Below are 21,239 nucleotides of genomic sequence, written 5' to 3' on the forward strand. Positions count from 1 at the left end.
TCGATCGCCGATCAGTCCGGCGTGTGGCACGCGCCCCGCAGCAAGTCCGCATAAGCGGCCTGATAGCGCAGGAGGTGCAGTCCTTCGGTCGCGCCCTCGCGGGCGACGCCGAACATGGTGGTCCGCTCCGCTTGGAACGGGTCCACGAAGACGCAGTGCGGCTTGCGGCAGGCTTCCTGCAGAATTGTCGAGTAACGCTCCACCGCATCGGCATCCACGGCTGATAGCTGGTGATCCCCGACCGGCGGAATGGCCGTCACGATCAGGCTGTCCGACCGCTCCCCCAGCGTCGCAATGATGGTCGCCGCCGCGCCGGCGAAGCGATCGATGTTATGAGCGGAAAGCGGCTCGCTTTTCCGCAGGAGATCATTTGTCCCAATGGTGAGCACCGTCGCGTGCGCCCGGGCCCAGGGAACCAGTCTGCGGGCGATCGGCTCATAGTTCTTGACCGTCGCCCCGCTCACGCCGGCATTGACCAGCTCTCGCCCGCAGCCCTCACGCGGCGCTCCGAAAAGTTCGATGTTGGAGTCTCCGGCGAGCAGCACGTGTCCCGGGCCGGCAGCAGCCATCTGGTGCTTCACCACCGCCAGCCGGCTCTCCGCATAGTCTGCGACACGGGCCACCCGGGCGGTGGTCCGACCCGCGCCAAACACCAGCAGCGCGGCGGCCGCCACGACGGCGACGAGCGCCAAGGCCCAGAACAGGCGAGAGGCCAACAAAGGTCGGGGCACGGCGCTCAGCAGAATTGACGAATGATAAGCACTTATAGGCGGCGTTCGCTTCGCCCCGCAACCCCGTTTGCAGGCGCCGTCCGGGACCCACTAAGAAGGGTGGATGAACCCGCAGATTGCTTCGCCGCCCGGTTCCACTATGGCCCAGCCGCGCCTGCCCATCGTCGACGTGGCCCGCGGCGTCGCGATCGTGGCGATGTTCGTCTACCACTTCACCTGGGACCTCGGCTTTTTCGGCTTCATCGAGTTGCAGGCGAGCGTCGACCCGGGCTGGCGCTGGTTCGCCAAGGGCATCGCGTCGTCGTTCCTCGTGCTGGTCGGCGTCGGCCTCGTGCTGGCTGATCGTGGCGGGATGAACTGGCGGGCCTATGCGCGCAGGCTCGCTTTGGTGACGGCGGCGGCGGCCACGATCTCGCTCGCGACGTGGTACGCGACGCCGGACGAATTCATCTTCTTCGGCATCCTGCACTGCATAGCGCTGTCGAGCGTGCTGGCCCTGCCGTTTCGGCGCGCCTCCGCGTGGCTCACCGCCATCGTGGCGGCGGTCGTGGTCGCGTTGCCTAACCTCGCCCACTTCCCGGCGCTCGCGTCCCCGGCCCTGCTCTGGCTCGGTCTCGGCGACACGGTCCCGCGCACCAACGACTATGAGCCGATCTTCCCGTGGTTCGGCCTCGTGCTGGCTGGTGTCGCACTGGCGCGGTTCGGCCTCGCGGCCGGGTGGGACCAGCGGCTCGCTTCTATCCGGGCAAGCGGCCCGGTCGGCCGGACGCTCGCCTTCGCGGGCCGCCACAGCCTGCCTTTGTACCTCCTCCACCAGCCTCTGTTCTTCGGCGCGCTATCCTTGCTGGCGTCCGCGACCCCGCCGCGGCCGGCCGTTCAGCCGGCTGATTTCCAGACCGAATGTCGCACCTCCTGCCGCGCGACAGGCGCCGCGGAAGCGCTCTGCGTGTCGGCCTGCGGCTGCGTGGAAGGCAAGATCCGGGCGGCCGAACGGGCCGAGATCAGCCTCTCGCAAGCCGAAATCGATCGGCGAATGCCCGGTTTCGTGGCCGCTTGCCAGCGCGAGCGCATTCCGGACGCCCCGGCCGGGGCAGCCCCGAAGCCTTGAGCTTCGCGCGGCGGTCTGATTCCGCACGGAGTTCCGCGTTCGTCCGCTAGCGCGCATGAACAAAGGAACCAATCTCGCGAAGGAGGAGTTTGGCGCGGGTACAAGCATAAGTTGCGGGAGCGTCAGCATGAGCGAGGCCAAGGTCACCACGGATCACGACGAGATCCGCCAATGGGCCGAGGAACGCGGCGGACGCCCCTCCCGGGTCAAGGACACGGGCGGCAAGGGCGGCCCCGGCATCTTGCGGCTCGACTTCGGCGACAAGGACGAAGGTCTCGAGGAAATCTCCTGGGACGACTTCTTCAAGGCCTTCGACGACAACGAGCTCGCCTTCCTGCACCAGGACGAGGCCGGCGGCAAAGGCCACAAGCCCAGCCGGTTCAACAAGTTCATTCACCGCAACAGCGACAAGAACTGAGGCCCGCGCGTGTCGGATCGCATCCTGATCACCGGCGGCGCCGGGTTCATCGGCCGTTACGTCGCCAAGGCCTGCCTGGAGCGCGGCTATGACGTCCGCGTACTGGACAGCCTTATCGACCAGGTGCATGGCGGCAAGCAGCCCGACCACCTCGACCGCTCGATCGAGGTGGCGGTCGGCGACGTCCGCGACGAGGCCGCGGTTGGCCGCGCCCTGCAGGGCGTCGACGCCGTGATCCACCTCGCGGCCGAGGTCGGCGTCGGCCAGAGCATGTATGCGGTGGACCGCTATGTCGGGGTGAACGACCTCGGCACCGCAGTGCTCTTCCAGAAGCTGATCGAGAAGCCCGTGCGCCGCGTCGTCGTGGCCTCCTCGATGAGCATCTACGGCGAAGGCCTCTACCAGGACGCCGACGGCGCCATGGTGGAGGACGCCGAGCGCAAGCCGCGCACGTCCGACGTGCAGGGCTGGGACCCGGTGGACCGCCAGGGACGTGCGCTGACGCCGCTGCCCACGCCCGAGTGGAAGCGCCCGTCGCTGGCCTCCGTCTACGCGCTCACCAAATACGTGCAGGAGCGCCTCACCCTCACGGTGGCGCCCGCCTACGGCATGGAGGCCGCCGCGCTGCGGCTGTTCAACGTCTACGGCCCCGGCCAGGCGCTCTCCAATCCCTACACGGGCGTGTTGGCGATCTTCGCGTCCCGCATCCTCAACGGCCAGCGGCCGATGATCTTCGAGGACGGCCTGCAGCGGCGCGACTTCGTGCATGTCACGGACGTCGCCAAGGCGTTCATGCTGGCGCTCGAGAAGCCCGAGGCCGTTGGCCAGGTCTACAATGTCGGCAGCGGCCATGACCGTTCGGTGGCCCAGATCGGCGAGATGCTGGCCGCCGCGATGGGCCGGCCGAACCAGACGCCCGAGATCGTCGCCAAGGCACGCATCGGCGACATCCGCCACTGCTTCTGCGACATCTCGAAAGCCCGCGACGAACTCGGCTTCACGGCCACGATGGACTTCTCGCAAGGCCTCGCCGAGCTCGCCGAGTGGGTCGCGCAGCAGACCGCCGAGGACCGGGTCGCCGAAGCCCGGCAGGAACTCGAGCGCCGGGGGCTCGTGGCATGACGGGCGATCCCGGCATCGGCGCGGGCGGCCCCATCCTGATCACCGGAGGGGCCGGGTTCATCGGCTCCAACCTCGCCGACCGGCTGGCCCAGGCCGGTCGCGACGTGATCGTCTATGATGCGCTCACCCGCCCGGGCGTCGAGCGCAACCTCGGCTGGCTGCAGGAGCGGCACGGCGCGCGCATTCACGCGGTCCGGGCCGACATCCGCGATCGTGACGCCCTGGCGTCCGCCGCCCGCGAGTGCGAAGCGGCCTTCCACTTCGCCGCCCAGGTCGCGGTAACGACCAGCATGGTCGACCCGCGCGACGATTTCACCGTGAACCTCGAAGGCACGCTCAACCTGCTGGAGGCGCTTCGCGAAAGCGGCCGCCGCGTGCCGGTCGTGTTCGCGTCCACCAACAAGGTCTACGGCGACCTCGCCGACATCCCGCTCGCGATCGAGAACGAGGCCTACGCGCCGACCGACCCGGCCGTGCGAAACCGCGGCGTGTCCGAGGACCGCCCGCTCGACTTCCACACCCCCTATGGCTGCTCCAAGGGGGCGGCCGACCAGTATGTGCTGGACTATTCCCGCAGCTTCGGGCTGCCCACGGCCGTGCTGCGCATGAGCTGCATCTATGGCCAGCGCCAGATGGGCACCGAGGACCAGGGCTGGGTCGCTCACTTCCTGATCCGCGCGCTGGAAGGCGAGCCGATCAGCATCTATGGCGACGGCCGGCAGGTGCGCGACATTCTCGACGTGTCCGACGCCGTGGACGCCTATGTGGCGTGCCTGAAGCGCATCGAGGCTGTCTCCGGCCAGGCATTCAACCTCGGCGGAGGGCCGCAGAACGCCGTCAGCCTGCGCCAGCTCATCGGCCACATCGAGCAGGCGGTGGGCCGCCCGGTCGAGACCCGCTACGCCGATTGGCGGGCCGGCGACCAGCGCTACTACGTGTCCGACCCGAGCCGCGCCCAGGCGGCGCTGGGCCTCGGCGCGCCGATCCCGTGGCGCACCGGCGTCGGCCGCCTCGCCCGCTGGCTGGAAGGCGAGCGCGCCGCCCGCGCGGTCGCGACCCAATACGCGGACGCCCGCCTGGAAGCGGCGTCGTGAACGCCGCCCCTCCCTCGTTGCGTCGCATCCTCGTGACGGCCGACGCGGTCGGGGGCGTCTGGACCTATGCGGTGGACCTGGCGGGCGGCTTCGCCCGGCAGGGGATCGAAACCGTGCTGGCCGTGCTCGGCCCCGCTCCCGACCAGGCGCAGCGGGAAGCGGCCGCCTCCGTTCCCGGGCTGCTTCTGGTCGAAAGCGGGCTGCCGCTCGATTGGACCGCCGACAACGACGCCCAGCTCGCCGAAACCGCCCGGCGCCTCGCCGCGCTTGCGGACGAGCATGCCGTCGACACCGTGCATTGCCACGCCCCGGCCCTGGTCGCGGACGCGCCGTTCCGCATCCCGGTCTTGGTCGTCAACCATTCCTGCCTCGCCACATGGCACGCCGCCATGCGCGGGGCCGACGCTCCCTTGCCGGAGGATTTCGCCTGGCGGGTCGCCCGGACGGCGCGTGGTCTCGCGCAGGCCGACCGCGTGCTCGCCCCCACGGCCGCCTTTGCGGACGCAACCGCCCGCGCCTACGGGCTCGCGACCGTTCCGGGCGCTGTCCACAACGGCCGCGCCGCGCCCGCCGCGGCTGAGCCCGGCGCGCGGCTGGACCCAAGCGTGTTCACGGCCGGGCGTCTCTGGGACGAAGCCAAGGGCGCGACCGTGTTCGACGCCGCCGCCGGACGGGTCAGCTTTCCGATGCGCGCCGCCGGGCCGCTGATAGGCCCCAACGGCGCCCGGGCGGCGCTGAACGACGCGGTCGCGCTCGGCTCGCTGGCCGCTGCCGGGATGGCCGACGCCCTGGCGCGCCGCCCGGTGTTCTGCTCGACCGCGTTCTACGAGCCCTTCGGCCTCAGCGTGCTGGAGGCCGCGCAGCACGGATGCGCGCTGGTGCTGTCCGACCTTCCGAGTTTTCGCGAACTCTGGGACGGCGTCGCGGTGTTCATGCCTCCGGGCGACGCAGACGCGCTCGCGGTCGCGTTGCGCGATCTTGTTCCGGACGAGGCGGGCCGCATCGCGCTGGGTGAAGCCGCCCGCGCCCGCGCGACCCGGTTCACGGTGGACCGCATGGCCGCCGCCACCCTGGCGGCGCATGCCGAGGTCGCCGTCGCGCGCAGCCGGCGGGAGCGCGCCGCATGAAGGTCGCGTACTGGACGCACTCGCTCCAATCCTGCTGGAACCACGGCAACGCGCATTTCCTGCGCGGCGTTTTGCGTGAGTTGATGCATGCGGGCCACGACGTGGCCGTGCTGGAGCCCGAAGGCGCCTGGAGCCTGCAGAACCTGTTGCAGGATCACGGCCAGGCGGGCCTCGACGCCTTTCGGGAGAGCTACCCGGAGCTGTCCTCGCGGACCTACGCTCCCGGCGACGACCTCGCGCCGTTGCTGGACGGCTCCGACCTCGTGATCGTGCATGAGTGGAACGAGCCCTGGCTGGTCGCCGAGATCGGCCGCATCCGCCGCACCGGCGGGCGTTTCCGGCTCATGTTCCACGACACGCACCACCGCGCCGTGAGCGACCCGGACGCGATCCGGACCTTCGATCTCGAGGGCTATGACGGCGTGCTGGCGTTTGGCGAGACGCTGGCCGAGGTCTACCGCCAGTGGGGCTGGGGCGACCGCGTCTTTGTCTGGCACGAGGCCGCTGACATTCGCCTGTTTCACCCGCCCGCGACCGAGAGCGAGCGCCACGGCCTCGTCTGGATCGGCAACTGGGGCGACGGCGAGCGTACCGAGGAGCTGGAGACGTTCCTCTTCCGCCCGGCGCGGGACGCCGGCCTGCCGCTCGACATCCACGGCGTGCGTTACCCCGACGAGGCGCTGGCCACGCTGGCGCGCTATGGCGTGCGCTATCGCGGCTGGCTGCCCAACGCGGCCGCGCCGGCCGTGTTCGCCCGCCATCTCGCCACCGTGCATGTGCCGCGGCGGTTCTATGTGGACCTGCTGCCCGGCATCCCGACCATCCGGGTGTTCGAGGCGCTGGCCTGCGGCATCCCGCTCGTGTCCGCGCCCTGGCGCGACAGCGAGGGGCTGTTCACGCCCGGCGAGGATTTCCTGGTCGCGCCGGACGGCGCCGCCATGACGGCGCATCTGCGCGCGCTGGCGCAGGACGCCGACCTGCGCGCCGCGCTCGCCCGGCGCGGTCTCGCCACCATCCTGGCCCGCCACACCTGCGCGCACCGCATGCGCGAGCTCCTGGGCTTCGCGGCCAGGCTCGGCCTCGCCGACGAAAGCGCCGCGCCTGCCGCATCCCCCCATGCCTCCGCGCTGCTGGAGACCACCCCATGAAGATCGCCTTTTACGGCTCCAGCCTGCTGTCCTCCTACTGGAACGGCGCCGCCACCTATTACCGCGGCATGCTGTTCGATCTCGCCCGGCGAGGCCACTCCATCACGTTCTACGAGCCGGACGCCTATGACCGGCAGAAGCACCGCGACATCGAGCCGCCCGAATGGGCCGCCGTGAAGGTCTACGACGCCACCGAGGACGCCGTGCGCGCCGTGGTGGCGGAAGCCGCTGCCGCCGACGTGGTCGTGAAAGCGAGCGGCGTCGGCGTGTTCGACGACGAGCTGCTCGACGGCGTCATGAAGGCATCGCGGCCGGACGCGATCCGGATCTTCTGGGACGTGGACGCGCCCGCCACGCTGGCCGAGATGCGCGGCTTCGACAAGCACCCGCTCCGCAAGGCGCTGGAAGGCATCGACCTCGTGTTCACCTATGGCGGCGGCCCGCCCGTGGTGGCCGCCTATGAGGGCTTCGGCGCGCGCCGCTGCGTTCCGATCTACAACGCGCTCGATCCCGCCACCCACCATCCGGTCGCGGCCGACCCGCGCTTCACGGCTGATCTCGGCTTTCTGGCCAACCGGCTGCCGGATCGCGAGAAGCGCGTCGAGAGCTTCTTTCTGGAGCCTGCCGCCCGCATCCCCGAGAAGTCTTTCCTGCTCGGCGGCTCGGGTTGGGAGGACAAGGCGATGTCGGCCAACGTCAACCGGGTCGGGCACGTCTACACGCGCGATCACAACGCCTTCAACTGCACCCCCATGGCGGTGCTGAACGTGGCCCGCGACAGCATGGCGGAGATCGGCTTCTCGCCCGCCACCCGCGTGTTCGAGGCCGCCGGCGCCGGCGCGTGCCTGATCACGGACGCCTGGGAAGGCATCGAGCAGTTCCTGAAGCCCGACGAAGAAGTGCTGGTCGCCCGCGACGGCCAGGACGTGCTGGACCACATGGCGAACCTCTCCCGCGAGCGCGCCAACGAGATTGGCCAGGCGGCCCTGCGGCGCGTGCTGGCCGAGCACACCTACGAGAAGCGCGGCGAGCAGGTCGACGCCATCCTGGCCGAAGAGGCCGGCCGCATCCGCGAGCGGAGCGCCGCATGAGCGCTCAGCCGCCACGCCCGCTGAAGCTGGTCGTGCTCGGCCTCAGCCTCTCGTCGAGCTGGGGCAACGGCCACGCCACCACCTATCGGGCGCTGCTGCGGGCCTTTGCGGAGCGCGGCCATGACGTGCTGTTCCTGGAGCGCGACGTGCCCTGGTACGCGGCGCATCGCGACCTGCCCGAGCCCGGCTTCTGCCGCTTCGCGCTCTACCGGGACCTCGACGAACTGCGGAACTGGACCCGCGAGATCGCCGACGCGGACGCCGTGATCGTCGGCTCCTATGTGCCGGACGGGGTCGCGGTGGGGCGCTTCGTGCAGGAGACCGCGCGCGGCGTCACGGCCTTCTACGACATCGACACGCCCGTCACGCTGGCGCGGCTGGAGCGCGGCGACCGCGAATATCTCGCCCCCGAGCTGATCCCCCATTACGGCCTCTACCTGTCCTTCACGGGCGGCCCGACCCTGCGCACGCTGGAGCGCCGCTGGGGCTCGCCGGCCGCCCGCGCCCTCTACTGCTCGGTGGACACGGACGCCTACCGGCCGCAGGACGCGGCCCGGCGCTGGGACCTCTCCTATCTCGGCACCTACAGCCCCGACCGGCAGCCCGTGCTGGAGCGCCTGCTGATTGAGCCCGCGCGCCGCGCGCCGGAGCTGCGTTTCGTGGTCGCCGGGCCGCAATATCCGGCCGACATCGCCTGGCCGGCCAATGTCGAGCGCATCGAGCACGTGCCTCCGGCAGACCACCCGGGCTTCTATGCGGCGAGCCGCTTCACCCTGAACGTGACCCGCGCCGACATGGTGCGGGCAGGCCATAGCCCGAGCGTGCGGCTATTCGAGGCCGCCGCCTGCGGAACTCCCATCGTGTCGGATCGCTGGGAAGGCCTGGACGAACTCTTCGTCGCCGACGCCGAGATCGCCCTGGCGGACGGCCCGGACGACGTGTTGGCGGTGCTGACCGGCTGGACCGAGGCGACCCGGCGCGACGTCGCCCGGCGTGCGTTGGAGCGCGTCCGCCGCAACCACAGCGCCCGTCGCCGAGCCGAGGAGCTGGAAACGGACCTGCTGGAGGCCATCGCGGCCGCCGCTCCGCCGCGACGAAAGCTCGCAGCCGCCCCCGCCTGACACGCACCGACGCGTCCATCGAATTCTCCAGCAATTCGATGTAGTTCGCCGCGAAAGTCTACTCCGAAATGATGAACCGACAGCAAAGACACCGCGGAGGATTTTTGAACCATCTACAATCCTGCGGCGTTGGCGTACGAATGAGCGAAAGGTCGTGACCATGAAGAACGGGAAGCGTCATCTGGTCGTCGTCGCCGGCGGAGCAGGTTTTGTTGGTTCGCATCTTTGCGACGCCCTGTTGGCCGACGGCTCTCACGTGATTTGCATCGACAACCTGCAGACCGGCCGCACGCAGAACATCCGCCACCTCGAACGTGAAGCGCGCTTCGAGATGATCGAGAGCGACATCATCGAGCCGGTCCCGGCCGCGGTCGCGCGCCTCGGCAAGGGCAAGGTCGACTTCGTCTACAATCTCGCCTGCGCGGCCTCGCCGCCGCAGTATCAGGCGGATCCCGAGCACACGATGATGACCAGCGTGCTTGGCAGCCGAAACCTGCTGCGCCTGTGCGAAAGCACCGGGGCGCGGTTCCTGCTCGCGTCCACCAGCGAGGTCTATGGCGACCCGGAGGCTCATCCGCAGGTCGAGACCTACTGGGGAAACGTCAACTCCACCGGCCCGCGCGCCTGCTACGACGAAGGCAAGCGCGCCGCCGAGGCGCTGACCTTCGACTTCGCCCGATCCGGCCGCGCCGAGGTGCGGGTCGCCCGCATCTTCAACACCTATGGCCCGCGCATGGCGGCCGACGACGGGCGCGTGGTGTCCAACGTCGTCACCCAGGCGGTGTCCGGCCGCGACATCACGGTCTATGGCGACGGCTCGCAGACCCGGTCCTTCTGCTACGTCGACGACCTCGTCGAGGGTCTGATGGCGCTGATGCGCCACGATGGCGGCCTGCCCGGCCCGGTGAATCTCGGCAATCCCAACGAGCTGATGGTCAGCGAGCTGGTCGAGCTCGTGCTCGCCATGACGGGTTCGGCCTCCAAGATCGTCAGCCGGCCGCTGCCCATCGACGATCCCCGCCGCCGCCGGCCGGACATCAGCCGCGCCCGCGAGATGCTGGGCTGGGCCCCGTCCACCGACCTCAAGACCGGGCTCGAAGCCACCATCGCGTGGTTCACGGACGAGTTCGAGCGCGCCAACGCCCGCCCGGCCGCGCGCGCCGCCTTTGCGCTGACAGAAGCCGCCCGGGTTTGATCCCGGACGGCGCGCGCCCGCCCGCAGGGCGCAACATGAGGAGACACGTGATGAGCCGCAACACACTGCGCATCGGCATCGTGGGCGTCGGCAACTGCGCGTCGTCCCTCGTGCAGGGCCTGACCTATTACCGCGACGCCAACTCCAACGAGCCCGTGCCCGGGCTCATGAACGTCGAGCTCGGCGGCTACCATGTCGGCGACATCGCGGTGGCGTCCGCCTTCGACATCAACGCCGAAAAAGTCGGCAAGGACGTCAGCGAGGCGATCTTCGCCGCGCCCAACAACACCGAGCGCTTCGCCAGGCCGGAGCCCACCGGCGTGCGCGTCAGCCGCGGCCCGACGCTGGACGGCGTCGGCAAATACATGCGCGACGAGATCCCCGAGTCGGACGAGCCTGTCGACGACGTGGTCGACATCCTGCGCCGCTCCGGCACCGACGTGCTGGTCTCCTACCTGCCGGTCGGCTCGCAGGCCGCCACCGAGTTCTACGCCGAGCAGGCGCTGAAGGCCGGCTGCGCCTTCGTGAATTGCATCCCGGTGTTCATCGCCTCCAACCCGGATTGGGCCAGGCGCTTCGAGGAGCGCGGGCTGCCGATCATCGGCGACGACATCAAGAGCCAGGTCGGCGCCACCATCGTGCACCGGGTGCTCACCAACCTGTTCAAGGAGCGGGGCGTGCGGCTGGACCGCACCTACCAGCTCAATTTCGGCGGCAACGCCGACTTCCAGAACATGCTGGAGCGCGAGCGTCTCGAGTCCAAGAAGATTTCCAAGACCCAGGCGGTCACCAGCCAGCTCGACGTGCCGCTCGCGCCCGAGAACGTCCATGTCGGCCCGAGCGACCACGTGCCGTGGCTCACCGATCGCAAGTGGTGCTACATCCGCATGGAAGGCACCACCTTCGGGGGCGTGCCGCTCAACTGCGAGCTAAAGCTCGAAGTGTGGGACTCGCCCAATTCGGCCGGCATCGTGATCGACGCCGTGCGCTGCGCCAAGCTGGCGCTGGACCGCAAGATCGGTGGCGCGCTGACAGGGCCGTCCAGCTATTTCATGAAGTCCCCGCCGCAGCAGTTCACGGACGGCGAGGCGCGCGAGCGCACGCTTTCCTTCGTGAACGGCGACGCGTGAGCAGGGCCCGGCCGTGACCACCACGCTGTTTCTCGTCCGCCACGGCGCGCACGACCAGGTGAACCGGACGCTCAGCGCCCGCACGCCGGGCGTGCATCTGTCGGACGAGGGCCGCCGCCAGGCCGAGTGGGTCGCCGAGCGTCTCGGCCGGGAAAGCATCGCCGCCATCCACGCCAGCCCGCGCGAGCGCGCCCAGGAAACCGCCGAGCCCATCGGCCGGCGCCTCGGCCTGCCGGTGACCACGGACGAGGATCTCGAGGAGTTCGACGCCGGCGACTGGACCGGCCGCACCTTCGAGGAGCTTGCCCCCGACCCCGCCTGGATCAACTGGAACCAGAACCGCAGCCTCGCCCGCGCGCCGAACGGCGAGAGCGCGCTCGACGTGCAGGCTCGCGTCGTCCGCTGCGCCCTGAAGCTCGTCGCCCAGCACCCCGGCGCGGGCGTCGCCCTGGTCGCCCACGCCGAGCCCCTGCGCGCGCTGGTGCTCTACGCGCTCGGCCTCGGGATCGACGGCTGGAGTCGCATCGAGATCGCGCCCGGCTCCGTCACCACGCTCGTGATGGGCGAGTGGGGCTGCCGTCTCCATCGCCTCAACGAGGAGGCCGCCGCATGAAGATCGTGATCTTCGGCCTCACGGTCTCGTCCTCCTGGGGCAACGGCCACGCCACCCTCTGGCGCGGCCTCATCCGCGCGCTCGCGGACCAGGGCCACCGCGTCGTGTTCTTCGAGCATGACACGCCCTACTACGCCGAGAACCGCGACCTCACGGCGCTGCCCAACGGCGAACTCGTGCTCTACGCCAACTGGCGCGACGCCTATGCGCGCGGCCGGCGCGAGCTGGCGGACGCCGACGTCGCCATGGTGACGAGCTTTTGCCCGCACGGCGTCGAGGCCACGGCGCTGATCATGGACGCCCCGCGCCCGCTGGCCGTGTTCTACGACCTCGACACGCCCGTCACCCTGAGCCTGATCGGCGGCGGCGCGGACGTGAAGGCCATCGGCGCGCGCGGCCTTCGCGATTTCGACCTCGTGCTCAGCTACACGGGCGGCGAGGCGCTGGACGCGCTGAAGACCCGCCTCGGCGCCCGCCGGGTCGCGCCCCTCTACGGCCATGTCGACCCGGACGTGCACCACCCCGAGCCGCCGGCCGAGCGCTTCCGGGCCGATCTCTCCTACCTCGGCACCTACGCGCAGGACCGGCAGGCCGCCCTCGAGGCGCTGTTCATCGAGCCCGCGCGCCGCCGCTCGGCGCAGCGCTTCCTGCTCGCCGGCGCGCAGTATCCGCAGGATTTCCCCTGGACGGACAACATATTCTTTGTCCGCCACCTGCCCCCGGCCGAGCACCCGGCCTTCTACGCCTCGTCGCGCCTGACCCTGAACGTCACCCGCCAGGCCATGGCCGAGATGGGCTGGTGCCCGTCCGGCCGCCTGTTCGAGGCCGCCGCCTGCGGAGCCGCGATGCTGTCGGACAGCTGGGAGGGGCTGGACGATTTCTTCGAGCCCGGCCGCGAGATCCTGCTGGCGCGCACCACCGACGACGCCCTCGCGGCGCTGGACCGTTCGCCCGAGGAGGTCGCCGCCATCGGCCGGCGGGCGCGCGAGCGCGTCTTGGCCGAACACACCTCGGCGCACCGCGCCCGGGATCTGCTGGACGCGCTCGATGCGGCGAAAGCCGCGAGCCGCCAGTCCATGGCCGCAGAAGCCTGAAGGAGCTGACCATGTGGGGTATCGTTCCGGCCGCGGGCCGCGGCAGCCGCATTCAGCCGCTGGCCTTTTCCAAGGAGCTGCTGCCCGTGGGCAGCCGCCTCGACGGCGAGACCGAGCGGCCGTGCGCGGTCAGCGAATATCTCGTCGAGCGCATGCTGCGCGGCGGCGCCACCAAGATCTGCTTCGTGATCTCGCCCGGCAAGTCCGACATCATGGAGTATTACGGCGGCGGCTACGGCGCGGCCACCATCGCGTATGTGGTGCAGCCGCGCCCGAGCGGCCTGTGCGACGCCATTTTCCGCGCCACCCCGCTGGTGCCCGCCGACGAGCAGGTGATCGTCGGCCTGCCCGACACGGTCTGGTTCCCGGCCGACGCGCTGGCCGAGCTGCCGGACGACAAGCTCTCGTTTCTGCTGTTTCCGGTCGACCACCCGGAATTCTTCGACGCGGTCGCGATGGACCGGGACGGCAACGTCCTGGAGATTCAGGTCAAGAGCAAGGACGCCACCTCGCGCTGGATCTGGGGCGCGTTCAAGATGTCGGGCGCCATCCTGGCCGAGCTGCGCGCACTCTGGGAGGCCCGCAACGGCCGCGACGAGTTCATTGGCACGCTCGTGAACGCCTGGCTGGCGCAGGGCGGCAAGGCCGTCGGCGTCAAGGCCGGCGAGCGTTATGTCGATGTCGGCACGCTCAACGGCTACCGCGCGGCCATCGGCATGCTGGGCGAAACCGCCCAGCCGGACGAGCGCCCGACGCCCGGCCTGCGGGTCGAGCTCGGCCGGCCGGACGGCCGCCCCTTCGACACCGCCGAAATCATCGCCAACAGGAGCCCGCGCCCATGACCGTCACCATGAGCCCGGACGAGATCCGCAGCCGCGCCGCCGCGCTTGGCCCGTGGTTCCACAACATCAACCTCAACGGCGTCCAGACCGCGCCCGAGCACTTCCTGGGCGACTACCCCAACATCAAGTGGAGGAGCTTCGAGAACGCGATTCCGGCCGACCTCACCGGCAAGACGGTGCTCGATATCGGCTGCAACGCCGGCTTCTACTCCATGGAGATGAAGCGCCGCGGCGCCGCCCGGGTGCTGGGCGTGGACTTCGACGAGGACTATCTGCGCCAGGCCCGCTTCGCCGCCGAGGTGCTGGGCTTCAGCGAGATCGAGTTCCGCCAGCTTTCCGTCTACGACGTGGGCGCGCTGGGCGAGAAGTTCGACGTCGTGATCTTCATGGGCGTGCTCTATCACCTGCGCCACCCGCTGCTGGCGCTGGACCTGATCCGCGAGCATGTCTGCGGCGACCTCATGGTGTTCCAGTCCATGCAGCGCGGGGCCGAGCAGGTCGAGCCCGTGGAGGAGGATTACCCCTTCACCGAGACCGCGATGTTCGACCGGCCCACCTGGCCAAAGATGCATTTCATCGAGCATCGCTATTCGCAGGACCCCACCAATTGGTGGGCCCCGAACGCCGCCTGCGTGGAAGCCATGCTCCGCAGCTCCGGCTTCAGCATCGTCCAGCACCCCGAGCAGGAGGTTTATCTCTGCCGGGTCGCCGACAAGAACCCCGACGCCGCGCCGGTCTACCCGGCCCGCCCCTCCCGGGCGAACGGCGTCCCTGGCGCGAATGGGAGGCCCGCGTGATCGAAGCCGCGATGATCTGGAACGAACCCAACAACAAGTCCCACTGGGACCCGAACATCGACCCCGACTGGAGCAAGTTCGCCGAGATGGCGGTGGCGGCCGGCCGGGCGATCAAGGCCGAGAACCCCAACATCCCGCGCGTGCTCGGCGGCATGTCGCCGATCGATCCCGGCTGGGTCAACAACATGGCTTCCAAGGGCGTGCTCGACAATGTCGACGCCGTCGCGGTGCATGGCTTCCCGCTCGACTGGAACCTCTGGAAGCTCGACGAGTGGCCGGAGAAGATCCGCGAGATCAAGGCCGTCACCGACCTGCCTGTCTGGGTGTCGGAAGTCGGCATCTCGACCTTCGGAGCCGAGGAGGTCCAGGCCTGGGGCCTGAAGCGCACCGCAGAGCTGCTGATCGGGCAGGCGCCGCGCATCCACTGGTACAGCCTCTACGACCTGCCGCGCGACTGGCCGGCCACCACCCGCCACCGTGAGGCGGAGGGCTCGTCCTACTACCGGCATTTCTACATGGGCCTGCTGCGCGAGGACGGCACGCCCAAGCCCGCCCTGGAGGTTTTCGGCGAATACGCGCCCCAGATGGGCCTGTGCCAGTGGTTTCACTACGAGGACCACCGGCTCGACGACGCGGTGGCGTGGATGAAGCGCCTCGGCGTCACCTATCTGCGCACCGGCCTGTCCTGGGCCGACAGCTTCCGCCCCAACGCGCTCGACTGGTTCGACCGCCAGATGGAGGCGCTGCAGGACTTCGACGTCACCGTCACTTTCTGCTTCACCCCCGAGCATCGCGGCATCGAGCCCCACCACACCAGCCCGCCGCTGGATAAGCAGGAGTTCGCGGATTTCTGCGCCAGCATGATCCAGCGCTATGCGCCGGGCTCGGCCGCGGCGCGACCGCCCGTCCAGGCGATGACCGGATGAGCGAGATCCCGCGGCATTCCACCCCGGCGCTCCATGCGCTGGCCCAACTCGCCGAGCCGTCGCGCCCGCCCGTGGACGCGTCCCGGATGGTGGCGGTGTTCGCCCATCCGGACGACGAGACGCTGGCGCTCGGCGCGCAGTTGCGCCGCCTGCCGGGGCTGCGGATCGTGGTCGTCACCGATGGCGCCCCGCGCGACCTGGCGGATGCGGGCCGGCACGGCTTTGCGGACGCCGCCGCCTACGCGCAGGCCCGTCACGAGGAACTCGCCACGGCGCTGCGCGAGGGCGACGCCGCCGACATCCAGGTGTCGTTCCTCAACATCCCCGACCAGGGTGTCGCGCATGCGCTCGCGGATGTCGCCCGCCGCCTCGTCGCCGCGCTGGGCGACGCCGACATCGTGCTCACGCACGCCTATGAGGGCGGCCACCCCGACCATGACGGCGTCGCCTTCGCGGTGCACGCGGCCGTGCGCGCCGTGAACGCGCAGGGGCGGGCCGTGGAGATCATCGAAGCGCCGTTCTATCGCCTCGGCGACGAAGGCGAATTCCAGGCCCAGCATTTTGAGCCGATCCAGGGCTCGGTCGCCGTGCAACTCGTGCTCGATCCCGAGGATGTCTCCCGCAAGGAGCGCATGATCGCCGCCCACGCGACCCAGCGCGAAACGCTGGCGCAGTTCCCGCTCCAAGCCGAGCGCTTCCGCAACGCGCCCGACTACGACTTCGCGTCCGCCCCCAATGGCGGCCGCATCCTCTACGAGCGCCACGACTGGGGCCTCGACGGCGCGCAGTGGCTCACCAAAGTCGCCGCCGCCCGTCAGGAGCTCGGCCTGCCGGATCCACCGCCGGACAAGCCGGCGCCCGCCCCATGAAAACGCCTCGCCGCAGCCCACCCTCCCCTCGAGGGGGAGGGTCGACGGGCGAAGCCCGGCGGGGTGGGGTGCAGCCGGGGCAGAGCGCGTTCCGGCAGGATTTCTCTTTCAGGCCGTCTGAACCGTCGGAGCCCAATGCCCGGCTGCACCCCACCCCGCCGCTTCGCGGCGACCCTCCCCCTCAAGGGGAGGGTGGGGCTGCGGCCTCGTTCGGCGCTCGTTGCGGTGCGTTGGCGGGGCAACCGGCATGATAGGCGTCATCCGCGGCATCGCTGACCCATCAACGGCCGTCAACCCGGCCGGCGCCCGCCGCATGACAAGCACGCTCCGCAGCCCACCCTCCCCTCGAGGGGGAGGGTCGACGGGCGAAGCCCGGCGGGGTGGGGTGCAGCCGGGGCCGGGCGCGTTCCGGCAGGATTTCTCTTTCAGGCTGGCTGAACCGTCGGAGCCCAATGCCCGGCGTCACCCCACCCCGCCGCTTCGCGGCGACCCTCCCCCTCAAGGGGAGGGTGGGACTGCGGCCTCGTTCGGCGCTCGTTGCGGTGCGTTGGCGGGGCAATCGATATGACCGGCGCCATCCTCAGCGTCGCCTATCCGTTCGCGCCCGTGAGCCCCGACGCGGCGGGCGGGGCCGAGCAGGTGCTGGCCGCCGTCGAGGCCGCGATCGTGGCGTCGGGACGCCGCTCGATCGTGATCGCGCAGGCTGGATCGCGCGTCGCCGGCGAACTTGTCGCGCTTCCTCGCGTCGACGCGGACCTCACCGAGGCCGCCCGCGACGCCGTCCGGCGGCAATGCCGCAAGGCGATCGAGGCCGTTGCGGCCCGCGAGCCCGTCGACCTGATCCATTTCCATGGCATCGACTTTCCGTCCTACCTGCCCGACCTCCCGATCCCGATGCTCGCGACGCTGCACCTCCCGGCGTCCTGGTACGATCCCGCGATCTTCCGACCCGGCCCGCGACCGCTCTGGCTGAACCCGGTTTCGGCCACGCAGGCGGCCACGTGCCCACCCGCCAGCAACCTGCTTGCGCCGATCGAGAACGGCGTGCCGGTGGAGCGGCTTCAGGAGATCCGCCTCTCGAAGCGCGGCTTCGCGCTCGTTCTCGCCCGTATCTGCCCGGAAAAAGGCGTCCATCTCGCGATCGAGGCCGCCAAGGCGGCCGACATCGATCTTGTGATCGCCGGCGAGGTCTTCGCCTATCCGGAGCACCAGCGCTATTTCGCCGACGAGGTTGCGCCACGCCTCGACCGGAGACGCCGCTTCATTGGGCCGGTCGGCTTCGCGCGCAAGCGCCGCCTCCTGCATGCGGCGCAGTGCCTCCTTGTTCCTGCCCTCGTAGACGAGACCAGCTCGCTCGTGGCGCGCGAGGCCATCGCGTGCGGCGCCGCCGTGGTGGCGTTCCGGCGTGGCGCCTTGCCGGAGGCGGTGCGGGATGGCGAGACGGGCTTTCTGGTCGAGGATGTCGCCGGTATGACGGCCGCCATACCGCGCGCCCGCGACATCGATCCCGAGCGGGCCCGAATCGTTGCGCGCGAACGCTTTTCGCTGAGCGGTATGACCGGGCGCTACCTCCGGCTCTACCGGGAATTGGTCGCCGCACATCGGAGCCGGGGCGCCGCATGAGCGCGCTTCAGGCCGAGATCATCCGGGACGAGGCCGCGCTGGCGGCGCTCAAACCAGCCTGGGGCGCCCTGTGGCGGCGCTGCCCGGCGGCTACGCCGTTTGGCTCCGCCGCCTGGCTGCGCCCCTGGTGGGCGGTGTTCCACCCTGGCGCCCTTGCGACCGTGGCCGTGTGGGACGGGCAGGCCCTTGTCGCGCTTGCGCCGCTCTATCGGGAGGATGGCACCGGCGGCGCCCGCCTTCTCCCTGTCGGCATCTCGCTCAGCGACCATTGCGACGTGCTGCTGGACCCCGCCTGCCCGGACGCCGCCAGCGCCGTGAGCGCCGCCATCGCGCGGATCGGCCTGCCGGTGCAATGGGTCGACCTCGCCCCGGACGCCGCCGCCTGGCTGATCCCGCCGCCGCCGGGTTGGTGCGACGAAAGCGGCGGCGGCGAGACCTGCCCGGTGCTGGCGCTCGACCGGGACCGCTCCACCGACGACTGCGGCCTGCCGCGCAGCATTCCGGCCACGCGCCGTCGCAAGACCCGCATGGCCCGCCATCGCGCCGAACGGCGCGGCCCCATGCTGTTCGAGGACGCCAACGCGATCGGCCCGTCAGCCTTTCTGGACACGCTGGCGCGGCTGCACGGCGCGCGCTGGCTCAGCCGGGGCGAGGCCGGCGTGCTGGACGACGCGTCCGTGCGGGAGTTCCACGCCCGCGCGCTGCCGCTCATGCTCGCCGAAGGGCTGGCCGAAACCGCCCTGCTGCGCATCGGCGGCGAGATCGCGGGCGCCTATTACGGATTTCACGACGAGCGCCGCTCCTACGCGTATGTGGGCGGCTTCGACCCCGCCTTCGCGCATGAAAGCCCCGGCGCGATCCTGCTCGGCCGCGCCGTGGGGCGGGCCTCCGGACGCGGCGCGGCTGCGTTCTCGTTTCTGCGCGGCCAGGAGGCCTACAAATATGACTGGGGGGCGGTGGACCAGCCCAACCGCTGGCGCCTCATGAGCCCGCCCCATGGATGACGCCTCGGCGGCGATCGCGGCGGCTCTCGCCCGCGCGGCTGCGGCGGGTTGCCCGCCCCATCTCGGCCTCATGCACCTCTTGATGGCGGCTCCGAGCGAGACGGCGGCCCGGGAAGCCCTCCGCGACGCCGTCGCGGCCCCGTCGGACGAGGTCGCGCGGGCGCGGCTCGAAGCCGTTGAGCGTTGCTGGGCCGATCGCCCACAGGCCTGGTCGACCATCCACGACGTGCTCGCGCAGGCCCGGCACGACGCCCCCGCGACCTCGCCGCAAGCCGCCGTCGCCGAATGGGCCGGCGTCTTCGACAACCTCGCGGCCAGCGCGCCGGACGCCGGCGTGGCGCTCTACGGCTTGGGCGACCCGGCGCTCACAGCCCAAGTCAGCCGCGAACTCGTGGACGCGCTGGAACGCTGGGGCGCGCTGCGCGCCGATGCGGCCGTGCTGGATTTCGGCTGCGGCGTCGGCCGCCTCTCCGCCCTGATCGCGCCGCGCTGCCGGCGGCTGCTGGGCCTCGACGTTTCGGCCGGCATGATCGCGGAGGCGCGCCGCCGCTGCGCCGCACTCCCGAACGCCAGCTTCGCGCAAGCCAACGGCCGCGACCTCGCCGAGGTGCAACCCGCGTCCTACGACCTCGCGCTCGCCGTGGACGTGTTTCCCTATCTGGTCCAGGCCGGCGGCGACCTCGCGCCCGGCATGGTCGCCGAACTGGCCCGCACGCTCGCGCCCGGCGGCCGCCTCGTGCTCGCCAACCTGTCCTACCGGGGAGACGACGCCCGGGATGCCGACGACCTCGCCGCGTGGGCGGCCGCCGCCGGCCTCGTCCCGGAGGGCGAGCCGGACCGGCCGTTCACGCTGTGGGACGGCCTCGTGTTTCGCCTGCGCAAGCCCTGAGCGCGCCGCTCACGCGGCGGCCCGCTCGTCCTTCGCCTTCCGCCCGGCGCCCTTGCGGGCCGGCTTTTTCGCCGGCGGAGCCTCTTCGGCGACCGCCTCCACGGATTTCTCCAGCCGCGCGCGCAGGTCCTGCTTCAGCCGGCGCTGCAGCACCACCAGGATGGCGGCCTCCTCGGGCTTCATCTTCTCGAGATTGTCGCGCAGCTCGGCGTCGACCTCCTCCTCGATGCTCTCCACCAGCCCGCCATCCAGATAGGCGTTGAACACCTCGGGATGCACGTAGCACTTGCGGCAGATCGTCGGCGTGTTGCCGAGCCGGATGGCGACACGCTCCACCGCGGCCTTGATGGTCTTCTTGGAGCGCGCCTGGTTGTCCACGGTCTCGAACTCGCGCAGCGTCATGGCGGCCAGCACGGTGCCGGCCCACGTCCGGAAGTCCTTCGCCGTGATGTCGCGGCCGGTCGCCTCCTTCAGGTAGGCGTTCACGTCCGCCGAGGTCACCGGCTGGCGCTCGCCGTTCTCGTCGAAATACTGGAACAGGTGCTGGCCGGGAATGTCCTGGCAAGCCTTCACCAGCCGGGCGATGCGCCGGTCCTTCACCTTCAGCTTCCAGGTCTTGCCGCTCTTGCCCTTGAACGCGAAGCGCAGCTCCTGGCCCTCGATCTTGACGTGCCGGTCCTGCAGCGTGGTGAGGCCGTAGCTCTTGTTCTGCTTCACATAGTCGGCGTTGCCGACGCGGATCAGCGTGTTCTCCAGCAGGTGCACCACGGTGGCCAGCACCTTCTCGCGCGGCAGCCCGCGCTTGCCCATGTCGGCGTCGATGCGTTCGCGCAGCGCCGGCAGGCCCTTGGCGAATTCCAGCATGTGCTCGAACTTGTCGCTGTCGCGCACCTCGCGCCAGCGCGGGTGGTAGCGGTACTGCTTGCGCCCCTTGTCGTCGCGCCCGGTGGCCTGGATGTGCCCGTTCGGGTCCGGGCAGATCCACACATCCGTGTAGGCTGGCGGCACCGCGAGCTTGCGGATGCGCTCCAAGACCTTGGGATCGCGGATCGCCTTGCCGTCGAGGTCGAGATAGCTCACGCCCTTGCCGGATTTGCGCCGCCGGAACCCCGGCTCCTCGTCGGACACGTAGACGAGCCCCGCCTGCTCGGCGGCCTCGCGCTGGGCCTCGTTTGTCGCCTGCTCGAGCGGGCTGGCGTCGTCTTGCAGTTCGGCGGGCTGGGAATCCATGGCGGGGGCGTCCACATTCGGGTGTGGTGCAACCCCGCGGCGGGATCGCGGGTTCCCGGCGGGATCG

General features: G+C 70.5%; 21 protein-coding genes. 19 read left to right on the top strand and 2 right to left on the bottom strand.

Annotation, left to right across the window (positions count from 1 at the left end):
• Positions 1 to 11: 11 nt before the first annotated feature.
• A complete protein-coding gene (locus tag AC1DSZ_RS12065; RefSeq protein WP_476838612.1) occupies positions 12 to 692 on the bottom strand; it encodes an SGNH/GDSL hydrolase family protein in 681 nt (226 codons plus the stop codon).
• 142 nt (positions 693 to 834) lie between these two features.
• Here AC1DSZ_RS12065 and AC1DSZ_RS12070 point away from each other — a divergent pair, with 142 nt between their 5' ends.
• The 19 genes from AC1DSZ_RS12070 (at position 835) to AC1DSZ_RS12160 (ending at position 19,942) form a co-directional block, all read left to right on the top strand.
• The gene (locus AC1DSZ_RS12070; RefSeq protein WP_476838613.1) at positions 835 to 1,839 is read left to right on the top strand and encodes a heparan-alpha-glucosaminide N-acetyltransferase; all 1,005 of its coding nucleotides are present in this window, start codon (positions 835 to 837) and stop codon (positions 1,837 to 1,839) included.
• 127 nt (positions 1,840 to 1,966) lie between these two features.
• Positions 1,967 to 2,257, top strand: coding sequence for a hypothetical protein (locus tag AC1DSZ_RS12075; protein WP_476838614.1), 291 nt, complete (start codon positions 1,967 to 1,969; stop codon positions 2,255 to 2,257).
• Between the two features lie 9 nt (positions 2,258 to 2,266).
• The gene (locus AC1DSZ_RS12080) at positions 2,267 to 3,379 is read left to right on the top strand and encodes an NAD-dependent epimerase/dehydratase family protein (protein WP_476838615.1); all 1,113 of its coding nucleotides are present in this window, start codon (positions 2,267 to 2,269) and stop codon (positions 3,377 to 3,379) included.
• Positions 3,376 to 4,473: an SDR family NAD(P)-dependent oxidoreductase gene (locus AC1DSZ_RS12085; protein WP_476838616.1), complete on the top strand. Its 1,098-nt coding sequence runs from the start codon at positions 3,376 to 3,378 to the stop codon at positions 4,471 to 4,473. Before AC1DSZ_RS12080 ends, AC1DSZ_RS12085 begins: the two co-directional genes overlap by 4 nt.
• Positions 4,470 to 5,600, top strand: a complete 1,131-nt coding sequence (locus AC1DSZ_RS12090; RefSeq protein WP_476838617.1) for a glycosyltransferase family 4 protein — start codon at positions 4,470 to 4,472, stop codon at positions 5,598 to 5,600. The genes AC1DSZ_RS12085 and AC1DSZ_RS12090 overlap by 4 nt, the downstream gene beginning before the upstream one ends.
• Positions 5,597 to 6,748, top strand: coding sequence for a CgeB family protein (locus AC1DSZ_RS12095; RefSeq protein ID WP_476838618.1), 1,152 nt, complete (start codon positions 5,597 to 5,599; stop codon positions 6,746 to 6,748). Before AC1DSZ_RS12090 ends, AC1DSZ_RS12095 begins: the two co-directional genes overlap by 4 nt.
• Positions 6,745 to 7,839, top strand: coding sequence for a CgeB family protein (locus tag AC1DSZ_RS12100; RefSeq protein ID WP_476838619.1), 1,095 nt, complete (start codon positions 6,745 to 6,747; stop codon positions 7,837 to 7,839). The genes AC1DSZ_RS12095 and AC1DSZ_RS12100 overlap by 4 nt, the downstream gene beginning before the upstream one ends.
• On the top strand, positions 7,836 to 8,960 hold the full coding sequence (locus AC1DSZ_RS12105; protein WP_476838620.1) for a CgeB family protein: 1,125 nt from the start codon (positions 7,836 to 7,838) through the stop codon (positions 8,958 to 8,960). Before AC1DSZ_RS12100 ends, AC1DSZ_RS12105 begins: the two co-directional genes overlap by 4 nt.
• 160 nt (positions 8,961 to 9,120) lie before the next feature.
• The gene (locus tag AC1DSZ_RS12110) at positions 9,121 to 10,155 is read left to right on the top strand and encodes a UDP-glucuronic acid decarboxylase family protein (RefSeq protein WP_476838868.1); all 1,035 of its coding nucleotides are present in this window, start codon (positions 9,121 to 9,123) and stop codon (positions 10,153 to 10,155) included.
• 50 nt (positions 10,156 to 10,205) lie between these two features.
• Entirely contained in the window at positions 10,206 to 11,285 is a 1,080-nt protein-coding gene (locus AC1DSZ_RS12115) for an inositol-3-phosphate synthase (protein WP_476838621.1), read from the top strand.
• 13 nt (positions 11,286 to 11,298) lie between these two features.
• Positions 11,299 to 11,898, top strand: coding sequence for a histidine phosphatase family protein (locus tag AC1DSZ_RS12120; RefSeq protein ID WP_476838622.1), 600 nt, complete (start codon positions 11,299 to 11,301; stop codon positions 11,896 to 11,898).
• A complete protein-coding gene (locus AC1DSZ_RS12125) occupies positions 11,895 to 12,992 on the top strand; it encodes a CgeB family protein (protein WP_476838623.1) in 1,098 nt (365 codons plus the stop codon). Before AC1DSZ_RS12120 ends, AC1DSZ_RS12125 begins: the two co-directional genes overlap by 4 nt.
• 11 nt (positions 12,993 to 13,003) lie before the next feature.
• The gene (locus AC1DSZ_RS12130; protein ID WP_476838624.1) at positions 13,004 to 13,834 is read left to right on the top strand and encodes a nucleotidyltransferase family protein; all 831 of its coding nucleotides are present in this window, start codon (positions 13,004 to 13,006) and stop codon (positions 13,832 to 13,834) included.
• Positions 13,831 to 14,631 carry a TIGR04290 family methyltransferase gene (locus AC1DSZ_RS12135; protein ID WP_476838625.1) on the top strand — a complete coding sequence of 267 codons (801 nt, stop codon included), beginning with the start codon at positions 13,831 to 13,833 and terminating at the stop codon, positions 14,629 to 14,631. Before AC1DSZ_RS12130 ends, AC1DSZ_RS12135 begins: the two co-directional genes overlap by 4 nt.
• The gene (locus tag AC1DSZ_RS12140; RefSeq protein WP_476838626.1) at positions 14,628 to 15,557 is read left to right on the top strand and encodes a glycoside hydrolase 5 family protein; all 930 of its coding nucleotides are present in this window, start codon (positions 14,628 to 14,630) and stop codon (positions 15,555 to 15,557) included. The genes AC1DSZ_RS12135 and AC1DSZ_RS12140 overlap by 4 nt, the downstream gene beginning before the upstream one ends.
• Positions 15,554 to 16,426: a PIG-L deacetylase family protein gene (locus tag AC1DSZ_RS12145; protein WP_476838627.1), complete on the top strand. Its 873-nt coding sequence runs from the start codon at positions 15,554 to 15,556 to the stop codon at positions 16,424 to 16,426. Before AC1DSZ_RS12140 ends, AC1DSZ_RS12145 begins: the two co-directional genes overlap by 4 nt.
• 564 nt (positions 16,427 to 16,990) lie before the next feature.
• Entirely contained in the window at positions 16,991 to 18,049 is a 1,059-nt protein-coding gene (locus tag AC1DSZ_RS12150; protein WP_476838628.1) for a glycosyltransferase, read from the top strand.
• Positions 18,046 to 19,053, top strand: a complete 1,008-nt coding sequence (locus AC1DSZ_RS12155) for a GNAT family N-acetyltransferase (protein ID WP_476838629.1) — start codon at positions 18,046 to 18,048, stop codon at positions 19,051 to 19,053. Before AC1DSZ_RS12150 ends, AC1DSZ_RS12155 begins: the two co-directional genes overlap by 4 nt.
• Complete coding sequence (locus AC1DSZ_RS12160; protein WP_476838630.1) at positions 19,046 to 19,942, top strand: class I SAM-dependent DNA methyltransferase; 897 nt, start codon at positions 19,046 to 19,048, stop codon at positions 19,940 to 19,942. Before AC1DSZ_RS12155 ends, AC1DSZ_RS12160 begins: the two co-directional genes overlap by 8 nt.
• Positions 19,943 to 19,951: 9 nt before the next feature.
• Here the strand turns inward: AC1DSZ_RS12160 and AC1DSZ_RS12165 are convergent, their stop codons facing one another.
• Positions 19,952 to 21,172: a DNA topoisomerase IB gene (locus AC1DSZ_RS12165; protein WP_476838631.1), complete on the bottom strand. Its 1,221-nt coding sequence runs from the start codon at positions 21,170 to 21,172 to the stop codon at positions 19,952 to 19,954.
• Positions 21,173 to 21,239 lie beyond the last annotated feature (67 nt).

The organism is Alsobacter sp. P4_H11 (genome assembly GCF_056400925.1).

Excerpts from the sequence above, each read along its gene's own strand:
- AC1DSZ_RS12135 (WP_476838625.1), top strand. The coding sequence starts at position 13,831 with ATGACCGTCACCATGAGCCCGGACGAGATCCGCAGCCGCGCCGCCGCG.
- AC1DSZ_RS12145 (WP_476838627.1), top strand. The coding sequence starts at position 15,554 with ATGAGCGAGATCCCGCGGCATTCCACCCCGGCGCTCCATGCGCTGGCC.
- AC1DSZ_RS12105 (WP_476838620.1), top strand. The coding sequence starts at position 7,836 with ATGAGCGCTCAGCCGCCACGCCCGCTGAAGCTGGTCGTGCTCGGCCTC.
- AC1DSZ_RS12095 (WP_476838618.1), top strand. The coding sequence starts at position 5,597 with ATGAAGGTCGCGTACTGGACGCACTCGCTCCAATCCTGCTGGAACCAC.
- AC1DSZ_RS12115 (WP_476838621.1), top strand. The coding sequence starts at position 10,206 with ATGAGCCGCAACACACTGCGCATCGGCATCGTGGGCGTCGGCAACTGC.
- AC1DSZ_RS12085 (WP_476838616.1), top strand. The coding sequence starts at position 3,376 with ATGACGGGCGATCCCGGCATCGGCGCGGGCGGCCCCATCCTGATCACC.
- AC1DSZ_RS12070 (WP_476838613.1), top strand. The coding sequence starts at position 835 with ATGAACCCGCAGATTGCTTCGCCGCCCGGTTCCACTATGGCCCAGCCG.
- AC1DSZ_RS12110 (WP_476838868.1), top strand. The coding sequence starts at position 9,121 with ATGAAGAACGGGAAGCGTCATCTGGTCGTCGTCGCCGGCGGAGCAGGT.
- AC1DSZ_RS12150 (WP_476838628.1), top strand. The coding sequence starts at position 16,991 with ATGACCGGCGCCATCCTCAGCGTCGCCTATCCGTTCGCGCCCGTGAGC.
- AC1DSZ_RS12125 (WP_476838623.1), top strand. The coding sequence starts at position 11,895 with ATGAAGATCGTGATCTTCGGCCTCACGGTCTCGTCCTCCTGGGGCAAC.
- AC1DSZ_RS12160 (WP_476838630.1), top strand. The coding sequence starts at position 19,046 with ATGGATGACGCCTCGGCGGCGATCGCGGCGGCTCTCGCCCGCGCGGCT.
- AC1DSZ_RS12100 (WP_476838619.1), top strand. The coding sequence starts at position 6,745 with ATGAAGATCGCCTTTTACGGCTCCAGCCTGCTGTCCTCCTACTGGAAC.
- AC1DSZ_RS12075 (WP_476838614.1), top strand. The coding sequence starts at position 1,967 with ATGAGCGAGGCCAAGGTCACCACGGATCACGACGAGATCCGCCAATGG.
- AC1DSZ_RS12130 (WP_476838624.1), top strand. The coding sequence starts at position 13,004 with ATGTGGGGTATCGTTCCGGCCGCGGGCCGCGGCAGCCGCATTCAGCCG.
- AC1DSZ_RS12165 (WP_476838631.1), bottom strand. The coding sequence starts at position 21,172 with ATGGATTCCCAGCCCGCCGAACTGCAAGACGACGCCAGCCCGCTCGAG.
- AC1DSZ_RS12155 (WP_476838629.1), top strand. The coding sequence starts at position 18,046 with ATGAGCGCGCTTCAGGCCGAGATCATCCGGGACGAGGCCGCGCTGGCG.